The sequence below is a fragment of the Halomonas sp. genome, assembly GCF_052095765.1.
Taxonomy (GTDB): domain Bacteria; phylum Pseudomonadota; class Gammaproteobacteria; order Pseudomonadales; family Halomonadaceae; genus Halomonas.
This window is the reverse complement of the sequence record NZ_JBQDJZ010000074.1, coordinates 1-13,888: the sequence shown is the minus strand read 5'-3', so window position 1 is coordinate 13,888 and position 13,888 is coordinate 1. Positions and strand designations below refer to the sequence as shown.

9 protein-coding genes are annotated in these 13,888 nt (G+C 56.2%); 7 read left to right on the top strand and 2 right to left on the bottom strand.

Features of this window, described 5'->3' with window-relative positions:
- Nucleotides 1–405: 405 nt before the first annotated feature.
- The 5 genes from ACTH3D_RS10010 to ACTH3D_RS09990 all read left to right on the top strand — a co-directional run bounded on the left by ACTH3D_RS10010 (nucleotide 406) and on the right by ACTH3D_RS09990 (nucleotide 3,883).
- Complete coding sequence (locus tag ACTH3D_RS10010; RefSeq protein WP_441666937.1) at nucleotides 406–954, top strand: hypothetical protein; 549 nt, start codon at nucleotides 406–408, stop codon at nucleotides 952–954.
- 37 nt (nucleotides 955–991) lie between these two features.
- A complete protein-coding gene (locus ACTH3D_RS10005) occupies nucleotides 992–1,582 on the top strand; it encodes an AbiV family abortive infection protein (protein WP_441666936.1) in 591 nt (196 codons plus the stop codon).
- 46 nt (nucleotides 1,583–1,628) lie between these two features.
- The gene (locus ACTH3D_RS10000) at nucleotides 1,629–2,426 is read left to right on the top strand and encodes a hypothetical protein (RefSeq protein WP_441666935.1); all 798 of its coding nucleotides are present in this window, start codon (nucleotides 1,629–1,631) and stop codon (nucleotides 2,424–2,426) included.
- Between the two features lie 120 nt (nucleotides 2,427–2,546).
- Nucleotides 2,547–2,843 (top strand): hypothetical protein, encoded by a 297-nt coding sequence (locus ACTH3D_RS09995; protein WP_441666934.1) that lies wholly within the window; start codon nucleotides 2,547–2,549, stop codon nucleotides 2,841–2,843.
- The gene (locus tag ACTH3D_RS09990; protein WP_441666938.1) at nucleotides 2,807–3,883 is read left to right on the top strand and encodes a protein kinase domain-containing protein; all 1,077 of its coding nucleotides are present in this window, start codon (nucleotides 2,807–2,809) and stop codon (nucleotides 3,881–3,883) included. Before ACTH3D_RS09995 ends, ACTH3D_RS09990 begins: the two co-directional genes overlap by 37 nt.
- A gap of 296 nt (nucleotides 3,884–4,179) precedes the next feature.
- Here the strand turns inward: ACTH3D_RS09990 and ACTH3D_RS09985 are convergent, their stop codons facing one another.
- Together ACTH3D_RS09985 and ACTH3D_RS09980 are read right to left on the bottom strand one after the other, a co-directional pair.
- Nucleotides 4,180–4,338, bottom strand: coding sequence for a type II toxin-antitoxin system RelE/ParE family toxin (locus ACTH3D_RS09985; protein WP_441666933.1), 159 nt, complete (start codon nucleotides 4,336–4,338; stop codon nucleotides 4,180–4,182).
- Complete coding sequence (locus ACTH3D_RS09980; protein ID WP_441666932.1) at nucleotides 4,331–4,552, bottom strand: TA system antitoxin ParD family protein; 222 nt, start codon at nucleotides 4,550–4,552, stop codon at nucleotides 4,331–4,333. Before ACTH3D_RS09980 ends, ACTH3D_RS09985 begins: the two co-directional genes overlap by 8 nt.
- A 327-nt stretch (nucleotides 4,553–4,879) precedes the next feature.
- Between ACTH3D_RS09980 and ACTH3D_RS09975 the strand changes: the two genes are divergently transcribed.
- Both ACTH3D_RS09975 and ACTH3D_RS09970 read left to right on the top strand, forming a co-directional pair.
- Nucleotides 4,880–11,518, top strand: a complete 6,639-nt coding sequence (locus ACTH3D_RS09975) for a DEAD/DEAH box helicase (protein ID WP_441666931.1) — start codon at nucleotides 4,880–4,882, stop codon at nucleotides 11,516–11,518.
- Nucleotides 11,518–13,746, top strand: coding sequence for a 3'-5' exonuclease (locus tag ACTH3D_RS09970; RefSeq protein WP_441666930.1), 2,229 nt, complete (start codon nucleotides 11,518–11,520; stop codon nucleotides 13,744–13,746). The genes ACTH3D_RS09975 and ACTH3D_RS09970 overlap by 1 nt, the downstream gene beginning before the upstream one ends.
- Nucleotides 13,747–13,888 lie beyond the last annotated feature (142 nt).

Sequence of the window (13,888 nt, the reverse complement as noted above, 5' to 3'; positions counted from 1 at the left end):
CTACTCGACGGCTACGGGTCTGAGCGCACGATAAATTTTGAATAGCCACTTACCAAGCCCCATACTTCCGTCCCGACCGCGAGCAAGACTACCGACGGGCTTGGGCGTTTTTTGAGAATGGGGGAGAAAATGAATAACGCCTGTATTAGTAGTAGTGGCAGTGGCAGGAGAGGGGGAGGGCAGGTGGAAGCACATGATGAGTGTGAGAATGGCTGCTATCGACCCAAAGCTGCCATGCCGGCAAAGGCAGCAAGCGCGTTTATTGGTGTTCTATAGTCACGTCTACGAAAGCGCTCATAAAAACAATGGGTTGGTGTGGCGGTATAAGAATGTTGAACGCGCGTGCTCGTTCAAGTTAATAAATGAGCGTGCTGTCTAATACGCTGTTAGGCCCGAGGAGCAGTGATGCCGTTAAACCATACATCACAGTACGCGGAACTCACTGATGAGCACTTTCAGGCTATCGGTAAGCTTACTGTTGAGTGGTCGAATATTGAGTTTCTGCTTGGGGTGTTGCTCTCTCGGTTATTGATAACGCCCGAGTTTTTGGCGCGCACCTACACTGATCATATGTCCGGAGCGAAGCGGCAAGAAGCTATCAAAGAGGCCTCGGAGATACACCGATATCGATATCGCTACAAGCTTATCAGCGAGGAGCAGATCAGACAGGTCCTTGATATAAATAATCAAATCACGCAACTCAGATCAACCAGGAATAAGTTCGCTCATTTCTGCTGGTCACGGAGCAACGATGGTGAGATTTTTGGCACAAATCTTTCCGGTGGTATTCCTAAAGGAAGGAAACACAGGAAGAGCTTCGTTTCCTATACCGTCGCCGAACTTGCTGAGTTCCATCAAAAAGCATATCCAATTGTTGATGTGCTATCAGCGTTAATTCAGAGCCTTCCTGAGATGGAGGAGGAAGGCCTAACCAAGAAAATCACCGGACGCTGAAGCGCCGGTGCTTTCGGGCGTTATATTTGAGAGAAAAATGAAAGCTCTGTCGATCCAAGAAATTGAGTTAGCTCGAGAAAAGCTTTTACGCAACGCTAAGAGTCTATTTGCAGAATCCCAGTTGCTCTATCAACATGGATTTTTCCCCCGTGCCTACTGTTTGGCGCATTTGTGCTGTGAGGAGCTCGCAAAAATACACATGTTGGTTGGAGTGGGCTTGGATCTTGTCAATGGAGATGAGGTTGACTGGAGAAAACTGCATCGGCGCCTGACGAGGCATCAAGATAAGATTGATGCAATGCATGTTCATGACTATTTCCAAAGTGAAATTAGAGCGGATGACTCAGATGTGAGGGAACATGAGGCCGCTTTAAAAAAGACTCCTCACCTTAACGATATGAAAAATAACAGCCTTTATGCTGGTGTAGTTAATAGCGTCTTCAAAGAACCTACTGAGGTTGTTACTCAGGACGATGCGAAAGAGCTAATAAACATCACGACTGAGCGGTTGAGATATATACAAGCCGTTGAACAAGTCTCTTTGGGAAAAATTGCTACCTCTGAGACAGGCGCTAAAATGAGGCGGTTTTCGAAAGAATATAACAAGTCACGGAAGGCGGACGCGTAAGACGCGCCGCTTCGTTCAGCGTTAGCCATTGGCAAGGGAAACTAGTGTGCAAGCCAATATAGAGAAATTCAGGAAGGACCTCGATTCACTCATAAACCAGGGGCAGCTGCTTCTCGTCGCGATGCAGTATGACTGTAATCCCGAAGCCGTCGAGGAGGCGTACGGTGAAGATTTCAAGAAACTAAAGAAGATTTTGCCAAACTTTAAAATTGAGTATCAAGAATGGTACTCCGCCTCAAATGCTCTGATAAAGCAGTTGTTGCCCGACAGACTTTCAGACTTTTCTCGGCATTATGAAAAGCCTAAGCCGCGCAAAGACATTACTTTCGAAAATTACCGAATAGAGGATTACTTGCAGGGTCTGAGGGTCACTCGTGGATGGGAAAAAGAGGAGGTAGTAGGGCCGCAAGCTGCGATTCCGCACTTTGAGCAGCAGTGCGCAATTTTGAAGGCCGTGTCCACAAGATTCGAGAGTTCGCTATATGACATAAGACAGTTGGTGCAAGCTGATCTTTTCGACTCTGAACTCGCTGCGGCGCAAGAACTGTTGAAACGGGGCTTCGTTCGAGCATCTGGTGCCGTGTGCGGAGTGGTATTAGAGAAACACTTGGCTCAAGTGGCAGGGAATCACAATATTACAACTCGTAAAAAGAACCCCACTATCAGTGACTTTAATGACCTTTTGAAACAATCTGACGTCCTGGATACACCGGAGTGGCGCCAAATTCAGAGACTTGGTGATATTCGTAATTTGTGTGATCACAACAAAGATCGGGAGCCAACCAAAGAAGAAGCTCAAGAATTAATAGGCGGAGTGGAGAAATTCACCAAGACGCTGTTCTAGAGTTGGGCTAACAATCGGCTGCACAGCGACCGATTTTTCGCCGCTTCGCGGCTACAAACCGGCGCGTGGGCCGGGCGTTATGCCCTCACAGCCTTCGTAGAAAATAATGGAGAGTAAAATTTGAACTTTAAAATTGGTGATTTGATTGATGCAAGATTTTTTGTAAAGGGCTTGTGTAGCGATAGTGGTGGAATGGGGCAAGTAATATTTGTAGAAGATAGTAATGCAGAGTTTTCTGGGATCTTAGCGCTTAAATACTGCCGAGAAGACAATGAAGAATACATAAAAAGATTTAAACGTGAAGTTAGGTTGCAAGAGGTGTTTAATGGCAATTCAAAGGTAGCTGGAACCGTTTACAGCAATACGGACAATGATCCTCCATATTTTGTAATGAAATATTATGCTGGGGGGATCTAACAAATATTATTGATGAGTTAGTTGCAGATGCCCCCAAGCAGGAAGAAGTTTTTAATAAGATGATAGACTGTATATCAGAGCTGCATTCTGATGGTATCTATCACAGAGATATAAAGCCTCAGAATTTTTTGCTAGACGGCGATGAAATAGTGGTTTCAGATTTTGGGCTTGGAATGGAGCCAGATTCTTCATCACGCTTTACCAGTAGTTCCATGTTTTGGGGTACACACGGCTACTTGCCCCCAGAATTTCAAAATGGTGGGTTTAAGCATGCAGATGAAACTGGCGATATTTTCATGCTTGGAAAAAGCTTTTATGTATTGTTAACGAAACAGAATCCAACATATTTAATGGATAACGGTGTTCACCCAGCGCTTTACTATGTAATTGAGCGAGCTTGCGCTTTAGATAAAAATAAACGATACCAGAGTCTTTCAGAGTTTAAACAAGCCCTTCAGCTTGCTTTCAATGTAATATTAAATCGTGGTGGTCAGCTTGGAGAGGTTAATCAACTGATTACAACCATTGAAGATAGGCTTGAAAAAGAAGCTAAGTACAGTGCGGAAAGAGTCATAGAGTTTATCGGTAAATTTTCATTAGTAGATCGGCAAGATCAAGTGAGAATTTGTCAGGATCTTTCACTCCGTTTTTTCTCAATATTGCCTCAAGAGAAATTAGCTCCGTATATCGAAGAGTTCCTTAAGGTATATAAAGATTTTGTAGGAAGTGGAAACTATTCGTGGGCTTTTGCAGAGAATATCGCCTCAAATATGAAGAAAATATTCAGTGCAACTGATGTCGATAGCAAAGTTAGAGCTTCGGCTCTTGAAATAGCTATTGATGCGGCACACAAAATGAACCGATTTGCTGCTATGGATTCATGCTCGATAATGATTTGTTCGGTTAATGAAGAAGAATTAGGGGTTCACGTTGCAGCTATTATGCAAAGAAATGATCATGCCTTCATTACTGATATAGAGCCATCTCAATGCAAAAGTGACCCCATTATTAATTTTTTAAGGTCTATAAAAGTGGCATAACAAGCAAAGACAGGCGGATGCTACGCACCGTTGCTTTGGGCGTTAAGCCAAAAGAATTTAAAGTGGACCCCATCGTCAAGGCAGAAAACGTCCGGATTTAAGTTATCGTCTCGGCCTGGGTTGCAACTGCGCAGCGCTGTCCTGTGTTCTGGTCTTCCACGGTATCCCGCTGACGACCGAAGTGGTCAGGTATGGCGGCTCTGCTGTCTTGATTTCGGGGTCCACTATAAAGCGTCTTCTAACAATCAGTTACACGCGAACAGTGATACTGGTGCGTGAATATGGGCGTTGCAACTCTATGTGTGTCGTTTAATATCTCGGTAAAATTTTTCGTGGGAACCAAGCGCCATTAATTCATTAACTGCCTTGTCCAGCTCCTTTTTTTGGTTTGCCTTCAGCTTTTTTACGGCCTTTTTGAAGGTAGGTGTCTGTACAGCGCTCCTTGCCTCAGCCAAAGTCGTAACTCTCCAGCTTTCCGGCTTCCCGTTCGGCTTCCGCAATTATCGCCTGCCTCACAAACTCGTATGGTAAGTCGGGGTTATCTTCCATGATTTCACCAATTTTTGCCCAATGCTCAATTTGCTTTGGAGGTGTGCGGTTCAAGGCTTTTGCCATGATTGTTGCCCTATCAATAAGGTCTTGGTCCAGTCGTACGCTTGATGTTGCCATGTCTTTGCTCTCTATTGATGCGCTTGGTTACCAGTGTAGCAATCTGCTACATGTGAGGCAGTTTGAGGAAGTTTTTAACAAGGCAGTAACCGGGCAGATTCAGTGCGGGTTAAAGAAAAATCCCGTTTTTGCTGTTTTCTGAAGAATTTCTGGGTGAACTGAACAATCCCCCCAGGTTGGGCGGTTTTGAAAAAACCAGTCCAGTTGTGTGCTGCCAAAGAACCGTTGCGAGCCGTTCCGTTATCCCGCTACACAAGGGACAATGATGGCCATCGCGCTGCAGCCAGCAGCAGGAGTACAGCAGTAAAAAACAGCACGGAGGCGTGAGTGTTACCCAGCATTGTAGCCAGTGAGCTTCAGCAGGCTGTGCGTGAGTTTTTGCGCAGCGCCTTTCCCATTGCCACGCCGTTTTTCCAGACGCGTGGCCGTCGTGCTGCTGGTGCGGATAGCGCTTCAGATAGCGCTTCGGATAGCGCTGCAGATACCCAGGCGCTGATCGATGAGTTGATCCAGCGCCCAGAGGCGCTGTTCAAAGGCCCTTATCTGGATATCAAGCTGCCGTTTCGCCTGGCACCACAAGACAAGCCGCTGCCGTTTGATCAGCTGATACTGCCATTTCGGCCCTATCAGCATCAGTTGAATGCGTTCGAGCGGCTATGCGCTGAGCAGCCACGTTCAACGCTGGTGGCCACGGGCACTGGCTCGGGTAAAACCGAGTGTTTCATGTACCCGGTGCTGGACCACTGCCTGAGTGACCGCCAGCGCGGGATCAAGGCCATTGTTATCTATCCGATGAATGCCCTGGCGACCGACCAGGCACGGCGTTTCGCCGCTGAGGTGGCCAAGTTGGAGACGCGCCTGACCGTGGGCCTGTTTGTTGGCGGTGAACAGCAGCAGGCCGATGCCGTGATGGGGCCGAACAACGTCATTACCTGTCAGCGCACCCTGCGTGAAAATCCGCCGGATATTCTGCTGACCAATTACAAGATGCTCGACTTCCTGCTGATTCGCCCTAAAGACCAGCGGCTGTGGCGTTTCAATGCGCTGGGGCGGCTGCGCTATCTGGTGGTGGATGAGCTGCATACCTTTGATGGCGCTCAGGGCACGGATCTGGCCTGCCTGATTCGTCGGCTCAAGGCGCGGCTGGAAGCGGGGCAGGAGCTGGCCTGTGTGGGCACCTCGGCCACTATTGGCAGTGAAAGAACAGCGCTTTTGGATTACGCCCGCGACGTGTTTGCCAGCCATATGGATGCTGATGCGGTGGTGGGTGAAGATCGCCTGACGCCCAGAGAGTATCTGGACGCCATGCACACTCCGGCGGCCGAGCCGCAGCGTTTCGGTCACTGGCCGGTCGACCAGCTGGCCCGGCTTGACCCGGGCCACTATGTGCGGGTGGAAGAATATTTGTTCCATCAGGCGCGGCTGTGGTTTGACGAGTTGCCTGCGGCTGAGCTGCCGCCGCTGAATGCTGCCGATCCTTATCGTCGTGCTCAGGCGGCGGTGCAACTCGGCGAGCTGCTGCACCGTCATCGCGCTTTTCAGGAGCTGATCCAGCGCTGCGTGAAGCAGGTGGACATGAACGACCTGGCCGCCGACTGGCAGGCGCGGCTGAACCTGGCTCGGCCGGAGTCGGCCCGGCATCTGGTGCAGAGCCTGGTGTCATTGGTGTCGGCGGCGCGGGAGTGGCGAAACCCCACCCATGACGATCCGCAGAAATGGTGTCAGCCGCTACTGCAGGTGCGCCAGCAGCTGTGGCTGCGTGAGCTGCGGCGCATGGTGTGTTCGGTGCCTGGCGATGGCCAGCCTCCGGTGTTGCGCTTCTCCGATGACCTGCAGGATTCTCAGAAGCCGCTGCATTTGCCGCTACTGCATTGCAGGGAGTGTCATCTGGCGGCCTGGGGGGCGGTGCTGCCCAAGGGCGATAGCCAGCTGAATGGCGACTTGCAGAACTTCTATCAGGCCTGGTTCCAGAATGATCCTCAGGTGCGCCTGCTGGTACCACTGGTGCCAGGGCAACGCCTGGAGCGGCAGGCCAGCGATGGGCCACTACAGGGGTTCTGCCCCCATTGCCTGGGGCTGCGCGGCCTGAACGGTGCCGCAGAGGCGCAGCCCTGTGCGCAGTGCAGCGACGAACCTGCCGCGGCCCAGGAGGGCAGCGAAGCGCCGGTGTTGCGCGTGTGGTTGCCAAACATGCTCAAGCCGGTCGGTGAGGGTGAAAAGCTGTTGGCTCACCATAACTGCCCGGAATGTGGTGCGCGCGATGCCATGACAGTCGTGGGTTATCGCGCGGCAACTCTGATCAGTGTGATGACCGGGCAGTTGTTCGATACGCCGTTCAACGACGACCACAAGCTGATTGCGTTTTCCGACTCGGTGCAGGATGCCGCCCATCGTGCGGGCTTTCTGGGCGCCAATACCTGGCGGCAACTGTTTCGTCAGGCGTTTTATCAGTGGTTGGCCGAGCAGCCCGTAGCGCCAAGCCTGGCCGAGGCGGCGGAGCTGATGCCGGCCTGGTGGCGTGAGCGGCTGGCCTCGGATGAGCGCTATTGCGGCCTGTTCATTGCCCCGAACATGGAATGGCTGCGTGACTATGCCCAGTTGACGCAAACTGGCCAGCTGCCGCCCGGTTCGGACCTGGCGCAGCTGGTATCGCGCCGACTGGCCTGGGAATGCGTGGCCGAGTTCGGGCGGCGCGCGACCTATGGCCGTTCGCTGGAGCGTAGCGGCAGGGCAGTGCCGGGCTGGGAGCCGGAACGCCTGATGGCGGATGTCAGCAATCTTGCTGGGCAGCTGCGCGAAGAGGTGGGCAGTCTGGCTGATCTGGACGATGCCGAGGTGATGCGCTTTGTGTTGGGCTGGCTGATTCATCTGCGCCAGATTGGCGCCATCCATGACGCGCAGCTTAACGGCTATCTGGCCAATAAAGGCCAGGAATACCTGCTTAACCGGCTGCCGTGGATGCCGGGTTTCGGGCGCTCACAACGGCCCCCCGCGGCCATCACTCTGGGCCATGTGGCGAGTAATTTTGAAGCCCTGCTGCTCAGAGGGCGCGAGAGCTGGTCGCTGCGCTGGCTGAAAAAAACGCTGGGCGAGGTGTCGGTGTTTGCTAGTGCCGAAGCCCAGCAGATTCTGAGCCTGACCGTTCAGGCGCTGACCCGTGGCGGCTGGCTGGTGGAGCGTGAGGCGCAGGGGCAGTCGCTATGGCTCCTCGCCCCTGAGCGGCTGGTGGTGTCCTGTGAGCCTGCGGTGCTGGCCTGCAGCGACTGCCGCCACACCCTGTTTATGTCGCCGTCACTGGTGTCGGCCAGCCACAATATGGCCTGCCTGAGGCCCACCTGCACGGGGCGCTTCGGGCGCGCGGCAGACGGCCGTCAGCGCGACGCGGCCTTGGTGCAGCGCCAGCACCCGGTAGCTCAGCAAATGCCCCAACGGCTGGTAGCCAGCGAGCATACCGGGCTGCTACCGCGCGACAGGCGAGAGTACGTTGAGCATTCCTTCATTCATGGCCATGAGCCCTGGGACGTGAACCTGCTGTCGGCCACGCCAACGCTGGAAATGGGGATTGATATCGGTGCGCTGTCGTCGGTGTTTCTGTGCTCGGTACCGCCGGCGCAGGCCAACTATCTGCAGCGTATTGGTCGCGCCGGGCGGCGTGATGGCAATGCGCTGGCGGTGACGGTGGCCAATGCCCAGAATCATGACAACTTTTTCTTTGCCGACCCGCTGGAAATGCTGGCCGGTGATGTGCAGACCCCGGGTGTGTTTCTGCAGGCCACGGCCGTTTTGGAGCGCCAGCTGCTGGCGTATTGCCTGGACCGCTGGGCCGCCACGGGGATCGACGATAGCGCGATTCCCGGGCAGATGCGTCACGTGCTGGATGCAGTGGAAAACCAGCAGCAGACGCAGTTTCCCTATACGCTGCTGGCGTTTATTGCTGAGCAGCGTGAGGTGTTGCTGGCGGGCTTCTTCGGGCTCTTTGAGCGCCTTGATGAAGATGCCCGGAGTTACCTGAGCGAAGCGTTGCAGCATCGCGACGAAGGCGGCCTGGAAATGCGCCTGTTGTTGCGCCTCACTCAGCTGGTAGCAGAGCGCGATTCACTGGCGCGTAAGGTGGGGCAGCTGCGCCGTGAGCGCGAACGGCTCAGTGGTCTACCCCAGGATGATGCGACTCGCCAGCAGGTCCAGGAAGTGGAAGGCGAGCGCGGCGGCCATGCGGCCTTGCTGTCGTCGCTGAACCGTCAGCTGGTGCTCAACTTTCTTACCGATGAGGGGCTGTTGCCCAACTATGCCTTTCCCGAGGAAGGGGTCACGCTGCGCTCCGTGATTTTGCGGCGTCTGTCAACGCGCAGCAGTGCGGCAAGCAGTCAGCCAGTGGGTACGGGGCAACAGCAGGCGGACGATAAACCAGCGGAAAAGTCCTACGAAAAATCCACCCTGAGCTTGCAGCGTTCCGCCCAGGCAGCGCTGGGCGAGCTGGCCCCGGAAAGCCGTTTCTATGCGGTAGACTTCGCTATGCCCATCGATCAGGTGGACCTGCAACTCACCCAGGTGGAAGAGTGGCGTTTTTGCGATCGTTGCCAGTATATCGAGCGGGTGGATCTCACTGATCGACACAGCGCTTGCCCGCGCTGTTTCAGCGCCCAATGGGCCGACAGCGGCCAGCGCCACGCCATTCTTAAACTGCGTCAGGTCTATGCCACCGTTGATAGCCGTGCTGACCGTATTGGTGATGAGGCCGAGCAGCGCGAGCCGGTATTTTTCAACCGCCAGACGCTGGTTGATGTGGATGAGCAGGGGCACCGGGGTGGTTTTCGGCTGGATAGTGAGCAGCTGCCGTTCGGCTTCGAGTTCCTGTCCCGGGTGACCCTGCGTGAGGTCAATTTTGGCCAGGCGGGTGGCGATACCCATACCTTTTCGGTGGCTGGGCATGACACCTCGCGGCGCGGCTTCCGCATCTGCAAGCACTGCGGCAAGGTGCAGAAGCAACGCCCCCGGCGTGGTGAAATCATGCACAGTTTCACCTGCAAGCTGCGTCGTCACCCCGAGCTTGAAAGCGACGACGACTATTTCGAAAGCCTGTATCTGTATCGTGAGCTGGCCTCAGAGGCGATCCGTATCCTGCTGCCCTTGTCGGAGGTGGCGTATTCCGACGTGACGCTCAATTCATTTGTGGCTGCGTTGAATCTGGGGCTGAAGGCGTACTTTCGTGGCGATGTGCACCACCTGGAAGTGACCGATATGGCTGAGCCCGCCAACAGCGACAGCGGCGAACGCTTCTATCTGCTGATCTATGACCGGATTCCAGGCGGTACTGGTTATCTCAAGGAGCTGATGCGCGAGCCTGACCACTTGATGCAGGTGCTGGCGCTGGCCCATCAGCGCCTGGCCAGCTGCGAGTGTATTGATGATGCGCTGCTGGATGGCTGTTACCGCTGCCTGCTGGCGTATCGCCATCGGCGGAGTATGCCGACCATTTCACGTCGTGATGCTGAGCAGTTGCTGGGCGAGTTGCTTGAGCTGCGTGATGGCCTGATTCCTGTGGAAAGCCTGGCTGAAATCAACACCAATGGGCTGGTCGAGAGCAAGCTGGAGCAGCGTTTTCTTGACGCCCTGAGTGCGGTAGCCGGTGTGCAGATGACCCCCGAGCTGGTCAATGGCAAGCCGGGGCAGCTGCTGACGCTGAGCGGGGCGGATGGGCGGCCCATGGCCTGGCATTTGGAACATCAGGTGCGTGTCGGTAGTAACGAAGGTGTCGCGGTGGCGTCTGAGATAGATGCGCTGCTGACACCGGCGCGTGCAGAAGATGCCAGGCGCTTCAAGCCCATTGCTGTCTATCTGGACGGGCTGCAGTATCACCATGAGATCGTTGATGTGGACGTACAGAAGCGCCAGGCGCTGCTGCGTTCGGGGTGGGCCTGGGTGTTCTCCCTGAACTGGGACGACTTGCCCGAGCGCGGCGCGATGGCCGCTCCCCAGTGTAACGATGTGATGCGCACCGAGAGCGATGCTACGAACCCACTGGTGAAGATGTATTCCCGACTGGCTGATGCCGGTGGCTGGCCTGCACCAGCCGAGCTGAATGCCCGCAATGGCTATGGTGGCCTGGACTGGCTGCTGGCGTTGTTGCGTGATCCTGCGCTGGGCGACTCGCTGCTGGCGCCTCGGGCGCTGTACCGGGGCGTTACGCTAATGCGTCCTGATGCCATGCAGGGCGAAGGCCGCGCTGCTTTTTCGGCCCGCGTGGCCGCGTTGGTGCCGGCACCTTTACAGCCCTTGCTCGACGCTACCGAGGCGGTACCCGGTGGCCTTTTTGATCACTGCAGCGATGAAGCAAGTGAGGCCAGTGGAGCCAGTGGAGCAAAAGAGGCGCCGCAGAGTAACGCCTTGCTGGTGGCGTTGCCGCGCTCAGCTCAGACACCACCAGAGGTGTACCGCCAGATGCGCCTGCACCTGTGGCTGGACGATAGCCGCAGTGGTCTGGATGACGACTTCAAGGCGCGCTGGCGCGCGTTCTGGCATGCGGCGAACCAGCTGCAGTTTGCGCCGGGCTTTTCCATGGCAACGCAGCGTGCGTTGGCGACTGGGCTGCTTGAGCCGTTATGGCACAATGCTGATGTCGTGGCGCAGCCAGAGGGTGTGACCGAGGCGTCAGCCGTCGGCGTTGGGGATGAAAGTCAGGCGTGGCTGGCGGCTGTAGAGCACAGCCTGCTGGAGCCGGAGCTGTTGGAGGCGCTGAGTCACCTGGGCTTGCCGTTGCCCGAGGTTGGGAGCGATATCGCCACCGCCGATGGCGAGGTGGTGATAGAAGGTGCCGATGTGGAACTGTGCTGGCCACAGCAACAATTGGCAGTGGTTGAGCTGGAGCCGGATGCGCAGCCGCCAACGCTGGAGGGCTGGCGCTTCCTGACGGTAAATGACAGCCTTTTGTCAGCGCTTGAGCAACAACTGATTCAGGGAGTGACGTGATGGCACAGGGGGCTGACCGCTTGCAGGTAGCAATTTCCCAGGACTTTTTCACTGCATTTGCGAATATTCCGCGAGCACAGCAGAAAAAGGTTAATCGCTTTGTCAGTGATTTCCGGGACAACCCACGTTCGCCGGGGATCAATTACGAAAAGATCAACGACGCCGCCCACCCTGGCTTTCGCTCGGTACGCATCGACCTGGAGTACCGAGGCATTGTGCTTAGCCCAGAGAAAGGCAATGTTTACCTGCTGCTGTGGGTGGACAAGCACGATGCGGCCTATGACTGGGCGCGTCGCCACCGCTGCGAGGTCAACCCCGAGACGGGCAGCCTGCAGGTCTTCGAGACTCTGCAGACACAGCCCCGCCAGGACGATTCAACACCGCTCACCCGCCATGGCGCACCGCAAGCTACGCCTGAACAGGGCATTGAACAGGCCGTTGAGCTGGTCGTAGACCAGGGCGTGGAACAGGGCGTGGAACCAGAGAGCGAGGCTGGTGAGGCGCTGTTCACCTCGCTGAGAGACCGCGAGCTGCTGCGCCTTGGGGTGCCAGAAAGTCACCTGCCGGCGGTGCGCGCTCTGGTTGGTGTTGAGCAGTTGGAAGCCTTGGCACCGCGCCTGCCAGTGGAGGCGTTTGAAGCGCTGTATTTTCTGGCCGAAGGGCTGGCGCTCGACGAAGTCATGCGGGAGTACGCCCAGCCCGACGGCACGCCGGTGGACCCGGAAGACCTGGAGACAGCGCTTACGCGTCCCGGCAGCCAGCGGCGCTTCCATGTGGTGGACGACGAGCTGGAACTGATCCAGATGCTGGAGGCACCACTTGAGCAGTGGCGTGTTTTCTTGCACCCCAGTCAGCGACGACTGGTTGAGCGCCACTGGAACGGTCCGGTGCGAGTACTGGGCGGTGCCGGTACCGGCAAGACGGTGGTTGCCATGCATCGTGCCCGCTGGCTGGTGCGGAATCTGCTGGCACCGGGTGAGCGGCTGCTGTTGACTACCTTTACCCGCAACCTGGCCACCGATATTGAGGCCAATCTGCGCAAAATCTGCACCAGTGAAGAAATGAAGGCCATCGAGGTGATCAATATCGATGCCTGGGTGACACGCTTTCTCAAGCGCGAGCGCCAGTCGGTGAGTCTCGTCTATCCGGGACAGCCGGGGTGGCAGAGTTGCTGGGACCAGGCCATGGCGCTGGCGGATACCAGCCTTGGGCTCCCGGATACTTTCTATGCAGAGGAATTTGAGCGGGTGGTGCTGCCTCAGCGCATCACGACCCAGCGCGGCTACTTCAAGGCACGTCGCGCCGGGCGTGGTGTGGCGCTCAATCGTGGTTTGCGCGCGGCTATCTGGCCGGTGTTTGAGGAAATGCGCTTCCAGCTGCACCAGAAAGGCAGGGTAACCGCCCAGGATGCGACCTTTCTGGCGCTTGATCTACTCGAGCAGGGCGCATCGGTTCGCCCCTACCGCGCCGCGGTGGTGGATGAGGCCCAGGATTTCGGTGCCGAGATGCTCCAGCTCGTGCGGGCGCTGGTCGCGCCAGCGGCTGATGACCTGATGATCGTGGGGGATGGTCACCAGCGGATCTATGGCCGCCAGGCGGCGCTCAGCCATTGCGGCATCAATATCATTGGTCGCGGCCGCAAGCTGCGTATCAACTATCGCACTACCGAGCAGATTCGCCGCTTTGCCACTGCTGTGCTTGAAGGGGTTGAGGTTGATGACATGGACGGTGGGCAGGATGGGGCATCTGATTACCGCTCGCTGGTTGATGGTGAAGCGCCAACCCTGAAGGGGTTTTCCAGTGCGGGTGACGAAGCGACCTGGGTGGTCGATGAAATCCAGCGCCTGCTGGATGATGGCATCGAGCCGCGTGATATCTGTGTGGTCGGGCGGACAGCAACCCAGCTGCGCCCTATTGAACAGGTGCTTGAGCAGCGTGATATAGAGGCTCGTCGAATCAGTCGTGACTCCACCGATAGCGCAGGTACTGGCGTGCGTCTGGCCAATATGCATCGCATCAAGGGCTTGGAGTTCCGGGTAGTGTTCCTGGTAGGCATCCGCGACGGCGTGGTACCGCTGGAGCGAGCGATGAGTGGCACCGAGGACGTGACTGAAAAGCGCGCCAGAGAGCTTAACGAGCGCGCACTGCTGCACGTGGCAGGAACCCGCGCCGCCCACTCGCTGTACGTGACCTGGAGCGGCGAGCCCAGTCGGTTGATTCACCGATAGGCGAGATGAGAGCGAGCTTGATGGAGCAGGGGAGCCAGGCCCCCGCCGCCGCTACGCGACGGTTTCGGCATGTAAACATGCCTCCTAGTGCGCCCGTGAAGGCGTGCACACAGTGCGGTGAAAGTCCGCTCCGGGGTAAGCC

What these genes read in the sequence shown, in the direction of transcription:
- ACTH3D_RS10010 (WP_441666937.1), top strand. Translation starts at nt 406, where the DNA reads ATGCCGTTAAACCATACATCACAGTACGCGGAACTCACTGATGAGCAC.
- ACTH3D_RS10005 (WP_441666936.1), top strand. Translation starts at nt 992, where the DNA reads ATGAAAGCTCTGTCGATCCAAGAAATTGAGTTAGCTCGAGAAAAGCTT.
- ACTH3D_RS09980 (WP_441666932.1), bottom strand. Translation starts at nt 4,552, where the DNA reads ATGGCAACATCAAGCGTACGACTGGACCAAGACCTTATTGATAGGGCA.
- ACTH3D_RS09970 (WP_441666930.1), top strand. Translation starts at nt 11,518, where the DNA reads ATGGCACAGGGGGCTGACCGCTTGCAGGTAGCAATTTCCCAGGACTTT.